The sequence below is a fragment of the Jejuibacter sp. L23 genome, from assembly GCF_050815825.1.
Classification (GTDB): Bacteria; Pseudomonadota; Gammaproteobacteria; order Enterobacterales; family Enterobacteriaceae; genus Jejubacter; species Jejubacter calystegiae.
The window spans coordinates 116,095-135,899 of the sequence record NZ_CP138199.1 but is presented as its reverse complement, the minus strand read 5'-3'; the positions used below and the strand labels follow the sequence as shown (position 1 = coordinate 135,899).

Annotated in this window: 20 protein-coding genes; 8 read left to right on the top strand and 12 right to left on the bottom strand. The window is 56.4% G+C overall.

What is annotated here, in order from left to right:
- Window positions 1–41 precede the first annotated feature (41 nt).
- Window positions 42–290: a septal ring assembly protein ZapB gene (zapB, locus tag SCU88_RS00630; protein ID WP_168198769.1), complete on the bottom strand. Its 249-nt coding sequence runs from the start codon at window positions 288–290 to the stop codon at window positions 42–44.
- 435 nt (window positions 291–725) lie between these two features.
- Here zapB and SCU88_RS00625 point away from each other — a divergent pair, with 435 nt between their 5' ends.
- The 4 genes from SCU88_RS00625 (at window position 726) to fpr (ending at window position 5,071) form a co-directional block, all read left to right on the top strand.
- Window positions 726–1,577 (top strand): MIP/aquaporin family protein, encoded by an 852-nt coding sequence (locus SCU88_RS00625; RefSeq protein WP_138095174.1) that lies wholly within the window; start codon window positions 726–728, stop codon window positions 1,575–1,577.
- A gap of 21 nt (window positions 1,578–1,598) precedes the next feature.
- Window positions 1,599–3,107, top strand: a complete 1,509-nt coding sequence (glpK, locus tag SCU88_RS00620) for a glycerol kinase GlpK (RefSeq protein ID WP_138095173.1) — start codon at window positions 1,599–1,601, stop codon at window positions 3,105–3,107.
- Window positions 3,108–3,210: 103 nt separating this feature from the next.
- Window positions 3,211–4,221 (top strand): class II fructose-bisphosphatase, encoded by a 1,011-nt coding sequence (gene glpX / locus SCU88_RS00615; protein ID WP_138095172.1) that lies wholly within the window; start codon window positions 3,211–3,213, stop codon window positions 4,219–4,221.
- Window positions 4,222–4,324: 103 nt separating this feature from the next.
- Window positions 4,325–5,071 (top strand): ferredoxin--NADP(+) reductase, encoded by a 747-nt coding sequence (fpr, locus tag SCU88_RS00610; RefSeq protein WP_175341259.1) that lies wholly within the window; start codon window positions 4,325–4,327, stop codon window positions 5,069–5,071.
- Between the two features lie 2 nt (window positions 5,072–5,073).
- Here the strand turns inward: fpr and SCU88_RS00605 are convergent, their stop codons facing one another.
- Window positions 5,074–5,493: a DUF805 domain-containing protein gene (locus SCU88_RS00605; RefSeq protein ID WP_175341359.1), complete on the bottom strand. Its 420-nt coding sequence runs from the start codon at window positions 5,491–5,493 to the stop codon at window positions 5,074–5,076.
- A gap of 108 nt (window positions 5,494–5,601) precedes the next feature.
- On the opposite strand from SCU88_RS00605, the gene SCU88_RS00600 reads away from it, so the two are divergent.
- Together SCU88_RS00600 and tpiA are read left to right on the top strand one after the other, a co-directional pair.
- Window positions 5,602–6,195 (top strand): DUF1454 family protein, encoded by a 594-nt coding sequence (locus SCU88_RS00600; RefSeq protein ID WP_431810074.1) that lies wholly within the window; start codon window positions 5,602–5,604, stop codon window positions 6,193–6,195.
- A gap of 103 nt (window positions 6,196–6,298) precedes the next feature.
- Window positions 6,299–7,066: a triose-phosphate isomerase gene (gene tpiA, locus SCU88_RS00595; protein WP_175341260.1), complete on the top strand. Its 768-nt coding sequence runs from the start codon at window positions 6,299–6,301 to the stop codon at window positions 7,064–7,066.
- Between the two features lie 45 nt (window positions 7,067–7,111).
- On the opposite strand, the gene SCU88_RS00590 is transcribed toward tpiA, so the two are convergent.
- The 10 genes from SCU88_RS00590 to cpxP all read right to left on the bottom strand — a co-directional run bounded on the left by SCU88_RS00590 (window position 7,112) and on the right by cpxP (window position 17,579).
- Window positions 7,112–8,416: an SLC13 family permease gene (locus SCU88_RS00590; RefSeq protein ID WP_175341261.1), complete on the bottom strand. Its 1,305-nt coding sequence runs from the start codon at window positions 8,414–8,416 to the stop codon at window positions 7,112–7,114.
- Between the two features lie 39 nt (window positions 8,417–8,455).
- Window positions 8,456–9,178 (bottom strand): GntR family transcriptional regulator, encoded by a 723-nt coding sequence (locus SCU88_RS00585; protein WP_138095167.1) that lies wholly within the window; start codon window positions 9,176–9,178, stop codon window positions 8,456–8,458.
- Between the two features lie 62 nt (window positions 9,179–9,240).
- Complete coding sequence (locus SCU88_RS00580; protein ID WP_138095166.1) at window positions 9,241–10,281, bottom strand: ADP-ribosylglycohydrolase family protein; 1,041 nt, start codon at window positions 10,279–10,281, stop codon at window positions 9,241–9,243.
- 23 nt (window positions 10,282–10,304) lie between these two features.
- Window positions 10,305–11,231: an aminoimidazole riboside kinase gene (locus SCU88_RS00575; RefSeq protein WP_175341262.1), complete on the bottom strand. Its 927-nt coding sequence runs from the start codon at window positions 11,229–11,231 to the stop codon at window positions 10,305–10,307.
- 9 nt (window positions 11,232–11,240) lie between these two features.
- Window positions 11,241–12,575: a glycoside-pentoside-hexuronide (GPH):cation symporter gene (locus SCU88_RS00570; RefSeq protein WP_175341361.1), complete on the bottom strand. Its 1,335-nt coding sequence runs from the start codon at window positions 12,573–12,575 to the stop codon at window positions 11,241–11,243.
- 222 nt (window positions 12,576–12,797) lie between these two features.
- Complete coding sequence (locus tag SCU88_RS00565; protein WP_175341263.1) at window positions 12,798–13,541, bottom strand: CDP-diacylglycerol diphosphatase; 744 nt, start codon at window positions 13,539–13,541, stop codon at window positions 12,798–12,800.
- Between the two features lie 77 nt (window positions 13,542–13,618).
- The gene (locus SCU88_RS00560) at window positions 13,619–14,608 is read right to left on the bottom strand and encodes a sulfate ABC transporter substrate-binding protein (RefSeq protein WP_175341362.1); all 990 of its coding nucleotides are present in this window, start codon (window positions 14,606–14,608) and stop codon (window positions 13,619–13,621) included.
- Window positions 14,609–14,756: 148 nt separating this feature from the next.
- Window positions 14,757–15,719, bottom strand: coding sequence for a 6-phosphofructokinase (gene pfkA, locus SCU88_RS00555; protein ID WP_138095163.1), 963 nt, complete (start codon window positions 15,717–15,719; stop codon window positions 14,757–14,759).
- A 173-nt stretch (window positions 15,720–15,892) separates the two neighbouring features.
- Window positions 15,893–16,786 carry a CDF family cation-efflux transporter FieF gene (gene fieF, locus SCU88_RS00550; protein WP_175341264.1) on the bottom strand — a complete coding sequence of 298 codons (894 nt, stop codon included), beginning with the start codon at window positions 16,784–16,786 and terminating at the stop codon, window positions 15,893–15,895.
- Between the two features lie 283 nt (window positions 16,787–17,069).
- Window positions 17,070–17,579, bottom strand: coding sequence for a cell-envelope stress modulator CpxP (gene cpxP / locus SCU88_RS00545; RefSeq protein WP_138095161.1), 510 nt, complete (start codon window positions 17,577–17,579; stop codon window positions 17,070–17,072).
- A gap of 146 nt (window positions 17,580–17,725) precedes the next feature.
- Here cpxP and cpxR point away from each other — a divergent pair, with 146 nt between their 5' ends.
- Together cpxR and cpxA are read left to right on the top strand one after the other, a co-directional pair.
- Entirely contained in the window at window positions 17,726–18,424 is a 699-nt protein-coding gene (gene cpxR, locus SCU88_RS00540) for an envelope stress response regulator transcription factor CpxR (RefSeq protein ID WP_138095160.1), read from the top strand.
- Window positions 18,421–19,794 carry an envelope stress sensor histidine kinase CpxA gene (gene cpxA / locus SCU88_RS00535; protein ID WP_175341265.1) on the top strand — a complete coding sequence of 458 codons (1,374 nt, stop codon included), beginning with the start codon at window positions 18,421–18,423 and terminating at the stop codon, window positions 19,792–19,794. The genes cpxR and cpxA overlap by 4 nt, the downstream gene beginning before the upstream one ends.
- Window positions 19,795–19,805: the final 11 nt, after the last annotated feature.

The window sequence follows — 19,805 nt, the reverse complement described above, 5'->3', positions numbered from 1 at the left end:
GCGGTCACGCAGAAGCGCCCTGACGGGCGCTACCTGTTCTCTCAGTTCACTTCTTCCATTTTGCCCAGCAGCGACTGCAGGCGGTCCTGCCAGACGGTCTGCTGTTCTTTCAGCTGCGCGTTTTCCTGTTCCAGCGCTTCACGGTTGCCCTGAGCCTGCTGAACTTCCTGAGAAAGGCTGCTGTTTTTCTCTTTCAGCTCTTCGATTTCCATTTGCAGCAGGGTGATGGTATCAATCGCCTGCTGAACCTTCGCTTCCAGTTTCTCAAACACTTCAAATGACATCGTCAAATCTCTCCTGAATTTGCAAGGCGTTGATGGATAGCCATATCCGCTCCCGAATACCGGCGACGCCTTAATTAACACGTGCGCACTACGCGATAGTCCGATTGTATGGAGCGCGGCAGGCGGTGTCCAGCAGCGCGCCATGCAGTTTACGCTTTGCGACACTTTTCAGTTTATGCCGAAAGCCTTCGCGGCTCCGCCAGGGTAGTTTGTTAACAAATATGGACGGTGTTTTGCGCACATCTGCTTCGTGAAGGCGCGTTTTTATCCACAAAATGGCGCGTAAACGCTCATTTTTTTGACGCAACACACATATTTCAATTTCGAAATTTCTCGTTTCTGTTCGTTAACGATAAATTAACAGTACGAGAGGCGTACTGACGGAGCAGACGCGCTTCTGACGATAACAAGTATCTTCTCTTTGTCTTCAGGACCCTGCTTATGAGTCAAACATCTACCTTAAAAGGCCAGTGCATCGCGGAGTTTCTGGGCACCGGGCTGCTTATCTTCTTCGGCGTAGGCTGCGTCGCCGGGCTTAAAATCGCCGGCGCCAGCTTCGGCCAGTGGGAAATCAGCATCATCTGGGGTCTGGGCGTGGCGATGGCCATCTACCTGACCGCCGGCGTTTCCGGTGCCCATCTGAACCCTGCGGTCACTATTGCCCTGTGTCTGTTCGCCGGTTTCGACAGCCGTAAGGTTGTCCCCTACATTATTGCCCAGTTCCTCGGCGCATTCTGTGCCGCCGCCCTGGTTTACGGGCTCTACTACAACCTGTTTTTCGATTACGAGCAGACGCACCAAATGGTGCGCGGCAGTGTCCAGAGTCTGGAACTGGCCGGTATTTTCTCGACATACCCGAACTCCCATATTAACTTCTGGCAGGCCTTCGCCGTAGAGGTGACCATTACCGCCGTGTTGATGGGGCTGATTCTGGCGCTGAATGACGATGACAACGGTCTGCCGCGCGGCCCGCTGGCGCCGTTATTAATTGGCCTGTTGATCGCCCTACTCGGCGCCTCGATGGGGCCGCTGACCGGCTTCGCCATGAACCCGGCCCGTGATATCGGTCCAAAGGCGCTGGCCTGGCTGGCAGGCTGGGGTGACGTCGCCTTTACCGGCGGGTTGTCCATCCCCTACTTCCTGGTGCCGCTTTTAGCGCCTGTGGTTGGGGCACTGCTGGGCGCATTTGTCTATCGTAAAGGTGTGGCAAACTATCTGCCGGCGAATATGAAGCCCCAGACCGGGACCAAACGCGCCGCGGACGTCACTAAGCACCACAATGCACCGCTGTAACTTGATTTTCAGGACCGCACTATGACTAAAAAATATATCGTTGCCCTTGACCAGGGGACCACCAGCTCACGGACCGTTATCCTGGATCACGATGCCAATATCATCAGCGCGTCCCAGCGCGAGTTCCAGCAAATCTACCCCAAAGCAGGCTGGGTGGAGCACGACCCGATGGAGATCTGGGCCAGCCAGAGCTCCACGCTGACCGAAGCACTCTCCCGGGCGGATATCAATTCTGACCAGATAGCCGCCATCGGCATCACCAACCAGCGCGAAACCGTGGTGGTCTGGGATAGGGAAACCGGCAAGCCCATCTATAACGCTATCGTCTGGCAGTGCCGCCGCACCGCGGAAATCTGCGAGCAGCTTAAGCGTGATGGTATGGCAGAATACGTACGCCACACCACGGGTCTTATCATCGACCCTTACTTTTCCGGCACCAAGGTGAAGTGGATCCTCGATCATGTGGAAGGCGCCCGTGACCGCGCCCGCCGTGGCGAGCTGCTATTCGGCACCATTGATACCTGGCTTATCTGGAAGATGACCCAGGGGCGGGTCCACGTCACGGATTACACCAACGCTTCCCGCACCATGATGTTCAACATCCACGAGCTGGACTGGGACGATCGCATGCTGGAAGCGCTGGATATTCCGCGCGCCATGCTGCCCCAGGTACGTAAATCTTCGGAAGTCTATGGTCAGACCAACATCGGCGGTAAAGGCGGTACCCGTATTCCTATCGCCGGCATCGCCGGAGACCAGCAGGCCGCGCTGTTCGGTCAACTGTGTGTGAAAAGCGGTATGGCGAAGAACACCTACGGCACTGGCTGCTTTATGCTGATGAATACCGGCGAGCAGGCCGTTACCTCTGAGCACGGATTGCTGACCACCATCGCCTGCGGACCAAAGGGCGAGGTCAACTACGCACTGGAAGGAGCTGTCTTTATGGCTGGCGCCTCCATTCAGTGGCTGCGCGACGAAATGAAGCTGATTGGCGACGCCGCCGATTCCGAATATTTCGCCACCAAGGTCGACGACACCAACGGCGTCTATGTGGTGCCGGCCTTTACCGGTCTGGGCGCCCCTTACTGGGACCCTTACGCCCGTGGCGCCATCCTGGGGCTGACCCGCGGTGTTAACGCCAACCACATTATCCGCGCCACTCTGGAGTCCATCGCCTTCCAGACCCGGGACGTGCTGGAAGCGATGCAGGCCGACGCGGGTACCCGTCTGCGCTCGCTGCGTGTCGACGGCGGCGCGGTGGCCAACAACTTCCTGATGCAGTTCCAGGCCGATATTCTGGGTACCCCGGTAGAGCGCCCGGAAGTGCGCGAGGTGACCGCCCTGGGCGCTGCCTACCTGGCCGGGCTGGCTGTGGGCTACTGGCAGAATCTGGATGAACTGCATGAAAAAGCCACCATAGAGCGCGAATTCCGCCCCGGCCTGGAAACCGTAGAGCGTAACTACCACTATGCAGGCTGGAAGAAGGCCGTACAGCGCTCGCTGGACTGGGAAGACCACGAGAAACGCTAACCCCCTGCCGGGCGGAGGCTTCCGCCCGGTTAATCTCCCTCAATAACGCCCCTCTCCCCCCTGTGCTAAACTCGAGCGCACCTAAACCCGTTATGAGTCAGCAATGAGACGAGAACTTGCCATCGAATTTTCCCGCGTGACCGAAGCCGCCGCTCTGGCCGGCTACAAGTGGCTGGGTCGCGGCGATAAAAACACCGCGGACGGCGCAGCGGTCAATGCCATGCGCATTATGCTCAACCAGGTCAATATCAACGGCACTATCGTGATCGGCGAAGGCGAGATCGATGAAGCCCCCATGCTCTACATCGGCGAGCAGGTCGGTACCGGTCAGGGCGATGCGGTGGATATCGCCGTGGATCCTATCGAAGGCACCCGCATGACCGCTATGGGGCAGGCTAACGCGCTGGCCGTACTGGCGGTAGGCGACGAAGGCTGCTTCCTGAACGCGCCGGATATGTACATGGAAAAGCTGATCGTCGGACCGGGGGCCCACGGCGCCATCGATCTGAATCTGCCGCTGACGGAAAACCTGAAGCGTATCGCCGCCGCTCTCGATAAACCGCTGTCGGAACTGACCGTCACTATTCTAGCCAAACCGCGCCATGACGCGGCCATCAAAGCATTACAGGAACTGGGTGTGCGGGTCTTCGCGATTCCGGACGGCGACGTGGCGGCCTCTATTCTGACCTGTATGCCGGATAGCGAAGTGGACGTGCTTTACGGCATTGGCGGCGCGCCGGAAGGGGTGGTTTCCGCTGCCGTGATCCGAGCGCTGGATGGCGATATGCAGGGACGCCTGCTGGCCCGTCATGAGGTCAAAGGCGACAGCGAAGAGAACCGCCGTATCGGCGAACAGGAAATAGCCCGCTGTCAGCAAATGGGCATTACGCCCGGTAAAGTGCTGAAGCTGGATGAAATGGCACGCAGCGATAACGTCATCTTCTCCGCCACCGGCATTACCAAAGGCGATCTGCTGGACGGCATCACCCGCAAGGGCAATATGGCCACCACAGAAACCCTGCTGATCCGCGGTAAATCCCGCACCATTCGCCGCATAAAATCCATCCACTATCTGGACCGCAAAGACCCCGGCGTGCAGGAACATATCCTGTAATGGCCGCGTTTGTCCGATAGAGCTTTCCAGCCCCCACGGGCTGGAAAAGCGTTATCGATCCCTGCGAAGATAACCACAGCAGAATCAGTAACAGGAGCGCACAATGGCAGATTGGATTACCGGTAAGGTCACAAAAATCCAGCACTGGACGGACGCGCTTTTCAGCCTGACCGTCCATGCCCCCATCGCCCCCTTTACCGCGGGGCAGTTCACCAAGCTGGGACTGGAAATTGACGGCGAGCGGGTGCAGCGCGCCTACTCATACGTGAATGCGCCCGCCAGCCCGGATCTGGAATTTTACCTGGTGGAAGTGCCGGAAGGTAAGCTGAGCCCACGCCTGCACGCGATGAAGCCCGGCGATGAGATCCTGCTGGTGAAGGACGGCGCGGGATTCTTCGTGCTGGAGGAGGTGCCCGACTGTCAAACCCTGTGGATGCTCTCAACGGGCACCGCTATCGGCCCCTATCTTTCCATTCTGCAACAGGGCGACAATCTGGCGCGCTTCCAGGAGATCGTGCTGGTACACGCCGTGCGTTACGAGGACGATCTCAGCTATCTGCCACTGATGCAGGAACTGGAGGCGCGCTATGAAGGCAAACTGCGTATCCAGACGGTCGTCAGCCGCGAAACCGTCCCCGGGGCCCTCCACGGCCGTATTCCAGCATTGATTGATAGCGGCGAGCTGGAAGCCAGCGTTAGCCTTAGCATGACGCCTGAGACCAGCCACGTCATGCTGTGCGGAAACCCGCAAATGGTGCGCGACACCACCCAGCTTCTGAAAGAGACGCGCCAGATGACCAAACATCTGCGTCGCCGTCCCGGCCATATCACCGCCGAACTCTACTGGTAGCCTTAGCGAAACTTTACCGGGCGGGCTTCATCGCCGTACTTATTCTCGCCCGGTTTTCCCACAAATGCCCCCAGTTCGATAAGCATCATTACCATAATCAGCGTAGGCATAAAGCGCCCCAGCGCCCACTGCCAGATACCGGCCAGCATCTCCCAGTTCCCGGCCATCAGCATCCAGGACAGAATCAGCAGCAGCGCCCAGGCGCCGGATTTCCCGCGATCGTGCAAACGTTTCACCACCACGGCAGCAGTAGGCCACAGCAGACAAACCAGAATAAAGGCGGCACTCTGCAGGCTGAGCCAGTCGCTGCCTGCCAGCGTAAACAGCAGCGCCATGGCGCACAGCCATATCGCCATCCAGATCCAGAACTCCCGGCGCCCAATACGCCCCTTAACAGAAAACAGCCACTGCTGTATGGTCATCATCACTTCCCAGGTCATTGCTTCAGCCGTTAGTTTAACCTGTAATGGCTTTTGACAAGATGCTCCGATACCGATTTAATCCCGGTAATGGGACAAGATAAAAACAATATGATGAACATCCGTACCTTCACCTTTCTGCTTATAGCCCTGCTTCCGGCCGTCAGCCTGGCTGACGAGCCTGCGGCTTCTCCCGGACCGGTCGCCCCTTATCTACTGCCGGGCGCCCCCGCGTTCGAACTGAATATCACCCAGTTCCGGGAAAAATTTAATCAGGAAAACCCCTCGCTTAAGATCAACGAGTTCCGCGCTATCGACAGCGCGCCAGATGCCGCCCGGGTGACCCGGGCCGCCAGTAAGATCAACGAAAATCTCTATGCCTCCAGCGCCCTGGAGCGAGGTACCCTGAAAATCAAAAGTATGCAGATTACCTGGCTACCCATTCAGGGCCCCGAACAAAAGGCAGCAAAAGAGAAGGCAAAGGTCTGGATGAGCGCGGTGTTGCGGGTCTTTACCCCTGGTATTACTCCACAGCAGAGCCGGGCTCGTCTGGACAGGCTGCTCAAAGAAGGGAAAGACAAAATCTACTATGCATGGAGTGAAGGCGCCGTGCGCTATGTTGTCGCGGACAACGGCGAAAAAGGGCTAACTTTCGCCGTTGAACCGATTAAGCTTACGCTATCCGGTGAGACAATCGCGCAATAATGATAAAAAGCCAGGCCTTTCCGGCCCAGAGTCTCTATACTGTTTCTCAACCTGGGCTGCCTGCCCGGCAGCCTGTCTTATCTTTATTACCTGGAGAATAAAAATGCGACATCCATTAGTGATGGGTAACTGGAAACTGAACGGCAGCCGCCACATGGTTAACGAGCTGATCACCAACCTGCGCAAAGAGCTGTCGGCCGTAGACGGTTGCGGCGTTGCCATCGCGCCGCCGGATCTGTATCTGGATATGGCCCGCAATGTCGCTGGCGGCAGCCACATTCAGCTCGGCGCCCAGAACGTCGACGTTAACCTCTCCGGCGCCTTCACCGGTGAAACCTCCGCCGAAATGCTGAAAGATGTCGGCGCGAAGTACATCATTATCGGCCACTCCGAGCGTCGTACTTATCACAAAGAATCCGATGAGTTTATCGCCAAAAAATTTGCGGTACTGAAAGAACAGGGTCTGACCCCGGTTCTGTGCATCGGCGAAACCGAAGCAGAAAATGAAGCGGGTAAAACTGAAGAAGTCTGCGCTCGCCAGATCGACGCCGTGCTGAAAACCCAGGGCGCCGCTGCCTTTGAAGGCGTGGTTATCGCTTATGAGCCGGTATGGGCCATCGGCACCGGCAAATCCGCTACCCCGGCTCAGGCTCAGGCGGTACACAAATTTATTCGCGATCACATCGCGAAAGCCGACGCGAAAGTGGCCGAGCAGGTCATCATTCAGTACGGCGGTTCCGTTAACGATAAGAACGCCGCAGAACTGTTCAGCCAGCCGGATATCGACGGCGCGCTGGTCGGCGGTGCTTCTCTGAAAGCCGACGCTTTCGCGACCATCGTTAAAGCCGCGGCAGCAGCGAAAAAAGCCTGATTGCTCGCTGACTGAACGATAAAAACCCGTCGCTGACGGGTTTTTTTATAGCTGGTGCAACACCAGAAACCAGCCGTAATTGAGCGGCAGCAGTACAAAGAAAGTCACCAGCGCCAGCGCCAGACAAAGCTTGATGCCCTGACGCGCCGGGACTCTGCCCAGCGCCATCGCCACCACAATGGGCGATGCCTGATACGGCAGCAGCGGCGTGGAATAACCCAGCACCTGAATCATAATCACCGACAGCAGCGGAAAGCCGGTTGCGCCGGAAAAGCTCTGGGCAAGCGTAGTGTACAGCGCCGGTACACCGTTGGCGGTCATAATAAAATTCAGCGCCGTGGTGATCCCGGTTAGCGCCGCGAAGCTGGTAAAGGGCCGCTCAGGATCCAGCGGCATCACCTCCATCAACCAGGCACCAACCGCATCTCCCAGTCCGCTTTGCGTTACCGCCGCCGCCAGCCCCAGAATGCCCGCCACGTAGATGCAGGTGCGCATATTCACGCCTTTGGCAAACTCCTCACCGTTAATAAAACCTACCCGTGGTAGCAGGGTCACACAGGCGGCAGCCAGCCCAACCCATGCCGGGCCGATGCCGTGCCAGCTTTCGCTCACCCATAGTCCCAGAACTATCGCCAGCAGCACGGCTAAGCGCTTTTCCGCCATGCTAAAGGGCTCTGACTGCATCGGTTCACGGGGAAGCTGCGGTGTGCCTGGAAACAGCCAGCTAATCAGGGCGATTAATACGATCCCCTTCAGGATGCCCAACACCGGGGTGTGCAGCAACAGATAAGGCAGATAGTTCAGATGGATGCCGTAGGCGCCTTCCGTCGCCCCGCTCATCACCAGGTTGGGCACATTGGCAGGCAAGATGGTGGCGGAAAGTTGGAAAGTACCAAACCCCACCGCCAGCGCCAGACCAAACCAGCCGCGACTGCCTTCCATAATCCCTACCCGCTTCGCCATAGCGCCCACCACCGGCATCAGCAGCGCGATACGCCCCATATTGGAAGGCATCACAAAAGCCAGCGCATAACTCAGCAATACCACGCTCGCCACCAGTTGCCACCAGCTACCGGTCAGGCGCGCCGAAATCACGGCGGCGGCCCGGTCGGCCAGCCCGGTCTTGCGAATGGCGACCCCCAGTACAAATCCGCTAAACACCAGCCAGAACGCAGAGGAGGCAAAACCGCTAAACAGCGTTTGCGCAGGCACGATATGACCCATCATAGCGACGGCAAAAAATAGCAGCGCCGTCAGGAACTCCGGCAGCGCCGACGTTGCCCACAGAATCAACGTAACGGTAATCACCAGGGTCGGCCAGAACAGCGGATGGGTCAGTAATTCAGACATGCCTGTCTCCAGCAAGGGGTCATTGTTGTTATTGGAAACTCAGTGGTAATAGATTTCGCCAAAATAGTCTGACAGTACGTAGTAGCGGCAATACTCAAAGGGGCGCTCCTGCCCGGCCTGAAAGGTCTGGCGCGCCACCGACAGCAGCGGCTTCTGCGCCGAAATCCCCAGGCTGTCACACAGCGCGGCCGTGGGCAGAATGGCATCCACTTTTTCGATAGCCGAATCGCTATGCACGCCAAGCAACGCATACAGCGACTCGTGCCGCAGATCGTCAGCATTGAGCGTTAGCTGCGGGAAAAAGGTCGTATCAAGATAGATATGCTCATGATTGAACGGCCGCCCTTTCAGACTGCGCACCCGGGAAATATAGAGGAACTGATGATGGGGAGGCAGGCTCAGTCCGTGTGCCAGCGCATCACGCGCATGGCGAGGTGATATCTCCAGAATCTGGTTTTCCACCGGGATATTGGCATCCTGGAGGTCGCGGGTAATCCCCCGGAAGGTATGACCATAGCTCACTCCGTCCGGCACCGCGCTCACCACCGAGCCGCTGCCGCGTTGGGAGGTAATAAAACCGGCGCTGACCAGCTCATTCCACGCCTGCTTAACGACAATCAGCGAAACATTGTAAAGGCGGGCAATCTCTTTTTGAGTCGGAAGCTGCTGACCCAGCGCCCAGGTCCCGCTCTGGATTTGCTGGCAGATAATGTAAAACAACTGCTTGTAGAGTGGCGTGAAACTTTCCTTATCAACCTGCACCGGGTTACCTCACTGGATTGCGGGGGATGGCCACACCATCCCCGGCAGGGTAACCGCTTCACTTACCCTGCAATCTTCCTGGCAAGCGTAGCCAGATCGAAGTGGTTCATGCTGTCGACGGTAGTCAGATAATGGGCGGGAAGTGCTCCCGCGCCGTGAAATGCGCCGGAAATGGCCCCCACCATCGTGGCTACCGTATCGGTATCATTGCCAATATTAACGGCCGAAATAATAGCATCAACGGCAGAATCCGGACAGCAGGCGAACAGCCCAAACGCGGCAGGAACCGCTTCGCTGACGTGCAGGCCGCTACCGATAATATCATTCAGCTCTACGATGGCCGTTTCCCAGTGACGATGACGCCTGCCAATTTGCACTGCCAGATCAATGCGGCGTGCCACAGAAGGCCCGGCAACGGTCATTGCCCCCTGCTCTTGCGCCAGTCGGTAACCCCGGGTTGCGCCATAGACGCCAGCGGCGATGATGGCATCGGCGCTGGTCACCGGACGCAGAGCTTCGCTTATCGCAGCCGCGACGGCGGCAGCACCAGACATCGCCAACAGGTTATTATGGGTAAAGCGGCAAACATCCAGCGCGCAGGCAATGGCCGCGTCAGTATCGCCAGGATGAAGCAATGCCGCGGGCCAGATCTTCATTGCCGAGCCGTTGGTTGCCTCGGCGTTGCCGTTATTAATAATCTGTACCGACTGCTTTTCGCCCTCCAGCTCTCCCTGAAGCGAGGGGCGCTCGTCATTAAAAATCGCCTTCATGGCCGCACGCGTGGTCGGGCCGGTAAAATTAGCGTAGTAAGGATAAGCCAGCCAGCGAGAGAATGCCTCGCGCATCGCAGCATCACTCACCTGGCGCTGGTGGTTCAGCAGCGACTCCATGATGTAATAACCCTGCAGAAAATCATCGGTACACATCCCGGCCTCATTACAACGACCAAAGGTGTCGGCAGGCGGTTTGCGAAAGTCGGTGACCCAACCGCCGAAGTAATCCTGAATCTGCTGCTGAGTGCGAACTTCGGTTGCCGCGCCCATGGCATCGGCCGCCGCGGCCCCCACCAGGCATCCCAGAACCTTATCTGAATCCACTTGCATGATTTTGCTCCTGTCATTGGTTATTAAAGCGATGTTCCGGCTTTTCGGGCCAGGAACTGGTGTAACTGTGCGAGGTTGGGCAGCGCGGTAATGGCGCCTTTCGCGGTGACTGCCAGGGCGCCGCAGGCATTGGCATTATTGACCGCCGCCGCCAGAGAGGCGCTCTCACAGGAAAGGGTGTAAAGCAGTCCCCCCACGAAGGCATCTCCGGCACCGGTGGTATCCCGCACCTGAGCCGGAAAGCCGCTAAAATGGCGTTCTCCCTCAGGCGAAATCACCCAGGCGCCTTCATCGCCCAATGAGATCACCGTGATCGGGCAGCCGCGATCGCGCAGGTAGAAACGCGCTTCCCGCCAGTGATGCGTGCCACTCAGGCGACAGAGTTCATCTGCCGATACCTTGCCAATGGATGCAAAACCAATGGCCTGCTCGATCACCCGGGAAATTGCCTGAGGCTCAGGCCACATCGCCTCGCGCAGATTGACGTCAAACATAACGCTGCCACCTGCGTGGCGCATTCGACGGGCAGCCTCCAGGCAGGCCGTGCGGGCCGGTTCGTCGGTCAGGCCGATCGAGCTAAAGCACAGCCATTCCCCAGGCTGGAACACCGGTAAATCCTGCGCGGTCACGAAGGTATCGGCGCTCGGCCGCACCAGATAGGTGAAGCTGCGTTCCCCGCAGGGGTCCAGGCTGACGATTAACACGGCGCTGGTTAGCGCCGCATCCGGGCGCAGATGCGCGACATCCACGCCTTCACGCATAAAGACATGACGCAGGAAGGCGCCCGTATCATCCTGCCCCAGACGACCAATAAAGCCGCAGTCCCCTCCCAGTCGTGCCACGCACACCGCCACATTTAGCGCGGCGCCACCGGGGCACTTAAGGTAGTGCGTCTCATCATCCGGCATCAGATCGACAGAGGCATCACCCATTACCCAGACTCTGCTCATCGCCCCTCCTTACGCCTGGCGACGTGCCAGCTCACCGCGAATTTCGCGGTAATAGTCGTTATTAATGCGGTAGCGTTTCATCAGCAGGCCGATAGCCAGATGGAACAGCGCGGGGATCAGCGTCATCATCAGCGCAATACCCGCCAGCGAGCTCGCGCTCTGGGCGGTATCGGCCTGATAACCGAACGCATTAAGCAGGAAACCCAGCATGCCGCCAGCAATGCCCATTCCAAATTTCTGGAAAAACAGGATGCCGCCAAATGCCAGGCCGGAAACACGCTGGCCGTTCTTCTTTTCACCGTAATCTACAGCTTCGGCGATGGAGGACCAGAACACCGGCATCTGCATGTCGCAGAAGAAATTGATCAGGAAGTAGAAAACAAACGCCAGCACCACATCCTGCTGACCCACCAGCAGATACATGGCAATGCTCAGCGCGAAGGTAATAAGCTGGGTATAGCGAAACAGTTTAATTTTGTCGTAAAACCGGGTCAGCCAGGTGGTGCTGACCATCGCCAGAATCGAAGCCACCACCCCCACCGTCAGGAATGGCGAAATCAGTGCATCGCCGCCGCCTAAAAAATATTTAGCGTAATAGGCCGCCACCGAGCCGCGAATCACGTAGCCGCACATCAGCAGTAAAATCACGATACCCAGGATAATCCACTGATCGTTACGCAACATGCAGGCAAACTGCTGCTTCAACGGTAGGGTGGGAATTTCCGGTTTCAGTCGTTCACGGGTGGTAAAGAAACAGAACAGAAACAGCAGCGTCCCCATCGCACCCATCAACCCCATCGCAAACTGATACCCCAACGCTTTGTTCCCCTGCCCCAACCAGACTGCCAGCATCGGCACCACAATGGTCACCAGGAAAGCGGCGATTTTGGTCATGACAAACCGGTAGCCATTCGCGCTCAGACGCTCCACCGGATCGTCAGTAATCACGCCTATCAGGGAGATATAAGGAATGGTGATCGCCGTGTAGACCAGGGTCATCAGAATGTAAGAGAAATAGGCCCAGGCGAGCCTGGTGGTATAGGCCAGATCCGGGGTAATAAACATCAGATACACGGCAAAGCCAAACGGAATGGCGAACCAGATAATCCAGGGGCGATAACGCCCCCAGCGGGTATTTATTTTATCGGTGAGGATCCCCATGGCTGGGTCGATAATGGCATCGATCATCCGCACCACGATCAGTAAGACCCCCACATCAGCCGGGCGCAGCCCATAAATATCCGTATAGAAGTAAGCGAGTAGCAATTGCATGGCGACAATCACCACGTTGACGGCCATATCCCCAGCGCCAAAGCCTATTTTTTCCACAACAGAGAGCTTCATCATCAGTACCCCTCTCAGGGCCTTCGGCAGTCACCGAAGGTGGATTTAAATTAATGGCATGAAAAATAATGTCTTTTTTATTAAATTCCCGAACAATACGGCAGACTTCACGGGTTGGTGTGGCAGGTACAGTCTAAGATTTAATCAAAAGACATAAAGGTATACTGTTATATCTTTTGATCGCTGTCACATACCTTTTACTTTTGGGAAGGGAGCCGGAGGTTAGCTGTCGTGGAGGATCGCACAGTCGTGATCCTGAATTTCCTCGGACGAGGCCAGATTCAGGCGCAGCAGATGACGTTCGATGGCCAGCAGGACGAAATCTCCGTCGGGAAGCAATGCCAGCGCCAGTCCATAGCGCCCCATATGCGCACGGGCACCGGGCACCTCGTTCGCCAGCAGACGGAACGGGCTCTGCCTGCTGAGCGCATCGGCGCTGACCCGACGCATCAGATAGCGATGACCGCTAATGCTGCCATCAAGAGGTTGCCAGCGAAGGCCTACTCCGGCAGCGCTGCGGTTAAGCTGTGCTCTCACCTCAGGACGCAGGCAGGAGATATGAATATGCAGGTGATTCTGGGTACGACCCATCCGGGAATTCACCGTCAGCGCAATGGCCGTATCCGGCACCGGCGCGCCGCGTTTCACGCCCAGCAGATCCCGTGCCTGCCAGGCCAGCCAGAAATAGTTGGGAGTTTCAGCATCCAGCAGCATCGGGCTTTCAATGCCGTTAATTCTGATGACCGGAAGGAGCAGATACTGCAAAGGGCCGTTCCGATCCTTAAGAAGAGCGGCATCTTGCGTGACCCGGGTACAGGGAGCAGGGTTGCCATGCTGCCAGCCCGGCAGACACTGTTTCAGTACGATATGGCGCAAAGCATCCGGATGTCCCGCCAGATGAAGATAACCGGCCCCGGCCAGCAGCAGCGTCAAAGGGATGAGCAGAATCAGTAACAGACGTCGCACGCGTTTCTCCCGGCGTTGGAAGCAGGCAGCGTAGCGCAATCTGCGGAAATAAAAAACGGCCCCGCAGGGCCGCTCTGTTAGCGCCGGCTTATTTGATCGAAGATGCCGCCGCTGGCGAAGTGCGTTTTCTGGGCTTCAGCCCAGCCGCCCGCCAGCTCATCCACGGTATACAGCTTCAGCTTCGGGAACTGCGCGGCGTACTTCTGTGCCACTTTCGCATCCCTCGGTCGGTAGAAGTTTTGCGCTGCTATCTCCTGCCCCTGAGGCGAGTAGAGATACTTCAGATAAGCTTCCGCCACCGGGCGGGTTTCTTTCTTATCCACCACCCGATCCACTACCGAAACGGAAGGCTCCGCCAGAATAGATTCGCTCGGAGTGACAATTTCAAACTTACCTTTGCCCAGTTTTTCGGTTGCCAGCAGCGCTTCATTTTCCCAGGCAATCAGCACATCGCCAATACCCCGCTCCACGAAGGTATTGGTGGCACCGCGAGCACCGGAATCGAGCACTTCCACATTCTTGTACAACGCTTTCACGAACTCCTGCGCCTTCGCTTTATCGTTGTTATTGTGGTGCAGCGCATAGCCCCAGGCGGCCAGATAGTTCCAGCGCGCACCGCCGGAGCTCTTCGGATTCGGGGTGATGACAGAAACGCCAGGCTTCGCCAGGTCGTTCCAGTCGTGAATCTGTTTCGGGTTACCTTTGCGTACCAGAAAGACGATGGTCGAGGTATAGGGTGCAGAGTTATCCGGCAGGCGCTTCATCCAGGCTTTGTCGATACGCCCGCGCTGGGCAATGGCATCCACATCGTAGGCCAGCGCCAGGGTCACCACATCGGCTTCAATACCGTTGATTACCGAAGTTGCCTGCTTACCGGATCCACCATGAGACTGGCGAATCACCACGTTATCGCCCGTTTCCTTTTTCCAGTGAGCAGTGAAGGCTTTGTTGTAGGCTTCATACAGTTCGCGGGTGGGATCGTAAGAGACGTTCAACAGTTGAACATCTTTCGCCAGCGCGCCCATTGATGCCAGTAACAGCGTGAATCCGACACCCCATTTATTCATCATTCGCTCTCTCTGTCTTTATTCGGGTAATAACAGGAGCCTGCCAGAAAGCGACTGATTGATTAAAGAATAAAAAAAGATTGGCTATAACTTTGGAGCATAAAAAAGCCGGGTAACCCCGGCTTTCTGCTGTCTCATAAAGAGCAAATCAGTACAGCTTCTTGGCGCAATCCATCCAGTCGCTTTTGAACGGACGCTTCATATTTTCGATGGCGTCGATAATGTCGTGGTGCACCAGCTTCTCGTTCTGAATACCCACACAGCGACCGCCAAAGCCCTGTAGCAGCAGCTCGATAGAGTATGCTCCCATACGCGAGGCCAGAATACGGTCATAAGGGCACGGAGAACCACCGCGCTGAATGTGGCCCAGAACGGTCGCGCGAGTTTCACGCTTCGTTTCGTCCTCAATGTACTTCGCCAGCTCATCAACATCGCAGATGTGCTCAGTAATCGCTACGATGGCGTGTTTTTTGCCTTTGGCGATACCGGCTTTGATTTCCGCGACCAGATCTTCACGCTTAAATTCCACTTCCGGAACGACGATAAACTCGCAGCCGCCGGCAATGGCCGCCGCCAGAGTCAGGTCACCACAGTAGCGGCCCATCACTTCGACGATAGAGATACGCTGGTGGGAAGAAGAGGTATCACGCAGACGGTCAATCGCTTCAACAACAGTCCCCAGCGCGGTAAAGAAACCAATGGTGTAGTCGGTGCCTTTAATATCGTTATCGATGGTGCCCGGCAGGCCGATGCAGGGGAACCCCATTTCGGTCAGACGCTTGGCGCCCATGTATGAACCGTCGCCCCCAATCACCACCAGCGCATCCAGGCCGCGTTTTTTCATGTTTTCGATAGCGACATTGCGAACGTGCTCTTCGCGGAATTCAGGGAAGCGGGCGGAGCCAAGGAAGGTGCCGCCGCGGTTAATCATGTCGGAAACGCTGTAGCGGTCCAGATTGATCATCCGGTCTTCGTACAGGCCAAGATAGCCATCATAAACGCCAAAGACTTCGAGCCCTTCCGTCAGCGCGGCACGTACCACGCCACGAATCGCAGCGTTCATGCCAGGCGCGTCACCGCCGCTCGTCAATACACCGATTTTCTTAATCATGACTACCTCTGAACTTAGAATGCTAATTAATCCCGTTGCCGGAGACCGTACGGTAACCCCGCAATGATCAACCACGATGCTACAGATAGTATACCAGTCGTCTGTTGCTGAATTGATTCAGGTCAGGCCATATGGCGGTAATTTATACGAAAAAACGCCTTTATGAACCTTTTTTAAATCTTTCGTTGTGGCTCTGGCACTACCGAGCAGGGATCCTGATGAATAATCACATCGGATCCCGGAAAACGCTGCAAAATCGCCTGCTCCACGCGATCGGCAAGCCGATGCGCCTCTACGAGCGGTAAACGATCGTCCATTTCCAGATGGAGCTGAATAAAGCGGGTCGGCCCTGACTGCCGCGTTCTGAAATCATGTGCGCCACGAATACCCGGACAGCCGTGAACAATCTCTTCGATCGCCTGCAGCTCTTCTTCCGGCAGCGCACGGTCAAGCAACGACTGTACCGCTTCATAACCCATGCGCAGGGCGCTATACAAAATATAGATGCCAATTCCCAGAGCAAACAGGGAATCTGCCCGATGCCACCCAAACCAGGCCAGGCCCAGTGCAATCAGAATGGCGCCGTTCATCATGACATCGGACTGATAATGAAGCATATCAGCGCGTACCGCCTGACTACCGGTACGACGAACCACCCAGCGCTGGAAGGTGACCAGCATCAGGGTACTGACCAGTGCAACGACGGTCACAATAATGCCCACCTGCGGCTGATTCATCGGTACCGGCTGCGCCAGGTGCTGAATACCGGTCAGCACCAAAAATAACGCTGAACCACAGATAAACATGCTTTGCGCCAGCGCTGCCAGCGACTCCGCCTTTCCATGACCAAAAGTGTGCTCTTCATCGGCTGGCTGAAGCGAATAACGCACGACCAGCAGATTAGTCAGCGATGCACCGATATCCACCAGAGAGTCCACCAGCGATGCCAGAATACTGACCGAGCCGGTATACCACCAGGCGAAAATTTTAATCAGCAGCAACAGCGATGCCATCACCGTCGCCGCCACCGCTGCCCGACTTACCAGCCGCCCATACTGTTGATTCATAACCCTTCCTCTGCGTAATTGCGGCTAGTATAGCGAACAGGCCCATAGCAGGGAGTGAAAATTTCATTTACGGGTCAGCGTTCGAAAGCGGCCTTATACCACAAACTTTTTCCGCACCAGTACGCGATAAAACGGTAAAAACAGACCATTATTAACCTTTAGCTATTTTTTTATGGTTTCCATAACTTTTTCAGGCGACAGACGACGAAAAAAAGGATAAAAAAAACCCCGCTAAAAGCGGGGGAAGACAGGGATGGTGTCTATGGCAAGGAAAACAGGTTTGTTACTGGTGACGCTGATTACCGCTGCTACTAAGCCGTAATCCGGAACTCGGTTTCATCTCCGCCAGGTCGCGCATTTGCTCCATACGCTGACGGTGCTTGTTGTTTAAAATCATCTGCTGCTCTGGCGTTAACAGGTGGAACATCTGGTTGCGAACTTTGGCCATTTCGACCTGGCGCTTAACCTGTTCCTGAGCCATTTTTTCGGCCTGAGCGCGCACGGCGCTTTCGTCAAATTTTTCTGCCGTGACCAGCTTATGCATGGTCTCGATTTCGCTAACATTAACAGGAGACTGCTCGTGTCTGGCCTGTTGCATGAGATCGCGCAACTGTTGGCGCTGATGTTCGGTTAAACTAATGCCATCAAACATATGGCCCTGAACACTGCTGCCTTGAGACTCCAGGTCTTTAGCGGAATGCCAGTCGCCACTCTTGACGGCTTCAGCAGCCTGGCCGGTTAAGGCCGTTAGAGCCAGCGTAGAGGCCATGACGGCAGTAGTAACAATGCGCATCACTTGCTCCCAAAATACTGTGCTGCGATTCAACGAGGGCCAGTCTACGATTCTCGCTGCAAACAAGCGTCAGGGGGTGTAAAACAACGTAAAGTCATGGATTAGCCGTGCTGGATGACGTAATTTCTGCCTCGGAGGTATTAAAAATGAATAAAATCCTGTTAGTCGATGATGATAAAGAGCTGACTTCCCTGCTAAAGGAATTGCTCGACATGGAAGGCTTCAACGTGCTTGTTGCTCACGATGGTGAACAGGCTCTCGACCTCCTTGATGATAGCATCGACCTGCTTTTGCTCGACGTGATGATGCCCAAGAAGAACGGTATCGACACCCTTAAAGAGCTACGACAAACACATCAAACGCCGGTGATTATGTTGACCGCGCGCGGTAGCGAGCTGGATCGCGTTCTCGGCCTTGAACTGGGTGCGGACGACTATCTGCCGAAACCATTCAACGATCGTGAACTGGTGGCCCGTATTCGCGCAATCCTGCGCCGCTCCCACTGGAGCGAGCAGCAGAGCAGCGAAGTTAGCGGTTCCCCAACCCTGGAAGTAGACGCTCTGAGCCTTAACCCCGGCCGCCAGGAGGCCAACTTTGAAGGCCAGACCCTGGAGCTGACAGGCACCGAATTTACGCTGCTGTACCTGCTGGCACAGCATCTGGGCCAGGTGGTCTCTCGCGAGCACCTGAGCCAGGAAGTACTGGGCAAGCGCCTGACGCCGTTTGATCGCGCAATCGATATGCACATATCGAACCTGCGCCGCAAACTGCCGGAGCGTAAGGACGGCCAACCGTGGTTTAAAACCTTGCGCGGCCGGGGCTACCTGATGGTGTCCGCTTCATGATAAGTAGTCTTACAGCGCGTATTTTTGCCATATTCTGGTTAACGCTCGCGCTGGTTTTAATGCTGGTACTGATGTTGCCCAAGCTGGACTCCCGTCAAATGACAGAGCTGATGGAGAGCGAGCATCGCCAGGGCATTATGATTGAACAGCACGTGGAAGCGGAGCTGGCAAACGATCCCCCCAATGATCTGATGTGGTGGCGTCGTCTGTTCCGCGCCATCGATAAGTGGGCCCCACCGGGGCAGCGTCTGCTGCTGGTCACAAGCGAAGGGCGCGTCATCGGCGCCCAGCGCAACGAAATGCAGATTATCCGCAACTTTATTGGTCAGGCGGACAACGCCGATCACCCGCAGAAGAAAAAATATGGCCGCGTTGAACTGGTCGGCCCTTTCTCGGTTCGCGACGGTGAAGATAACTATCAGCTCTACCTGATCCGCCCGGCCAGTAGTTCGCAATCCGATTTTATTAACCTGTTGTTCGATCGCCCGTTACTGCTACTTATCGTCACCATGCTGGTCAGCGCACCATTGCTGCTCTGGCTTGCCTGGAGTCTGGCGAAACCCGCCCGTAAGCTGAAGAACGCCGCCGATGAAGTCGCACAGGGTAACCTGCGCCAACATCCGGAACTGGAAGCGGGTCCCCAGGAGTTCCTGGCCGCTGGCGCCAGCTTTAACCAGATGGTGACGGCGCTGGAGCGCATGATGACCAGCCAGCAGCGGCTACTGTCGGATATCTCCCACGAGCTGCGCACTCCCCTAACCCGCCTGCAGTTGGGTACGGCCCTGCTACGTCGCCGCAGCGGCGAAAGCAAAGAACTGGAGCGGATAGAGACTGAAGCACAGCGTCTGGACAGCATGATCAACGATCTACTGGTCATGTCCCGCAGTCAGCAGAAAAATGCGCTGGTCAGCGAAACGCTCAAGGCCAATCAGCTGTGGGCAGAGATGCTGGATAACGCCGCCTTCGAAGCCGAGCAGAAAGGAAAATCCTTCGAAATTACCTATCCGCCTGGCCCGTGGCAGATTTACGGCAACCGAAATGCACTGGAAAGCGCGCTGGAGAATATCGTCCGTAATGCGCTGCGTTACTCGCATACCCAAATCGCCGTTAACTTCTCGGTGGATAACCAGGGAATTACCGTGACGGTAGACGACGACGGTCCGGGAGTGAGTCCCGAAGACCGCGAACAGATCTTCCGTCCCTTCTTCCGTACCGATGAAGCCCGGGATCGGGAATCGGGTGGTACCGGCCTGGGGCTGGCCATTGTTGAGACCGCCGTACAACAGCATCGCGGTTGGGTTAAGGCCGACGACAGCCCGTTGGGCGGCCTGCGCCTGACGCTCTGGCTACCGCTGTATCAGCGCACCTGATATCTGCCCCT

What these genes read in the sequence shown, in the direction of transcription:
- SCU88_RS00625 (WP_138095174.1), top strand. Translation starts at nt 726, where the DNA reads ATGAGTCAAACATCTACCTTAAAAGGCCAGTGCATCGCGGAGTTTCTG.
- glpK (WP_138095173.1), top strand. Translation starts at nt 1,599, where the DNA reads ATGACTAAAAAATATATCGTTGCCCTTGACCAGGGGACCACCAGCTCA.
- glpX (WP_138095172.1), top strand. Translation starts at nt 3,211, where the DNA reads ATGAGACGAGAACTTGCCATCGAATTTTCCCGCGTGACCGAAGCCGCC.
- fpr (WP_175341259.1), top strand. Translation starts at nt 4,325, where the DNA reads ATGGCAGATTGGATTACCGGTAAGGTCACAAAAATCCAGCACTGGACG.
- SCU88_RS00605 (WP_175341359.1), bottom strand. Translation starts at nt 5,493, where the DNA reads ATGACCATACAGCAGTGGCTGTTTTCTGTTAAGGGGCGTATTGGGCGC.
- SCU88_RS00600 (WP_431810074.1), top strand. Translation starts at nt 5,602, where the DNA reads ATGATGAACATCCGTACCTTCACCTTTCTGCTTATAGCCCTGCTTCCG.
- tpiA (WP_175341260.1), top strand. Translation starts at nt 6,299, where the DNA reads ATGCGACATCCATTAGTGATGGGTAACTGGAAACTGAACGGCAGCCGC.
- SCU88_RS00590 (WP_175341261.1), bottom strand. Translation starts at nt 8,416, where the DNA reads ATGTCTGAATTACTGACCCATCCGCTGTTCTGGCCGACCCTGGTGATT.
- SCU88_RS00580 (WP_138095166.1), bottom strand. Translation starts at nt 10,281, where the DNA reads ATGCAAGTGGATTCAGATAAGGTTCTGGGATGCCTGGTGGGGGCCGCG.
- SCU88_RS00575 (WP_175341262.1), bottom strand. Translation starts at nt 11,231, where the DNA reads ATGAGCAGAGTCTGGGTAATGGGTGATGCCTCTGTCGATCTGATGCCG.
- SCU88_RS00570 (WP_175341361.1), bottom strand. Translation starts at nt 12,575, where the DNA reads ATGAAGCTCTCTGTTGTGGAAAAAATAGGCTTTGGCGCTGGGGATATG.
- SCU88_RS00560 (WP_175341362.1), bottom strand. Translation starts at nt 14,608, where the DNA reads ATGAATAAATGGGGTGTCGGATTCACGCTGTTACTGGCATCAATGGGC.
- pfkA (WP_138095163.1), bottom strand. Translation starts at nt 15,719, where the DNA reads ATGATTAAGAAAATCGGTGTATTGACGAGCGGCGGTGACGCGCCTGGC.
- fieF (WP_175341264.1), bottom strand. Translation starts at nt 16,786, where the DNA reads ATGAATCAACAGTATGGGCGGCTGGTAAGTCGGGCAGCGGTGGCGGCG.
- cpxP (WP_138095161.1), bottom strand. Translation starts at nt 17,579, where the DNA reads ATGCGCATTGTTACTACTGCCGTCATGGCCTCTACGCTGGCTCTAACG.
- cpxR (WP_138095160.1), top strand. Translation starts at nt 17,726, where the DNA reads ATGAATAAAATCCTGTTAGTCGATGATGATAAAGAGCTGACTTCCCTG.
- cpxA (WP_175341265.1), top strand. Translation starts at nt 18,421, where the DNA reads ATGATAAGTAGTCTTACAGCGCGTATTTTTGCCATATTCTGGTTAACG.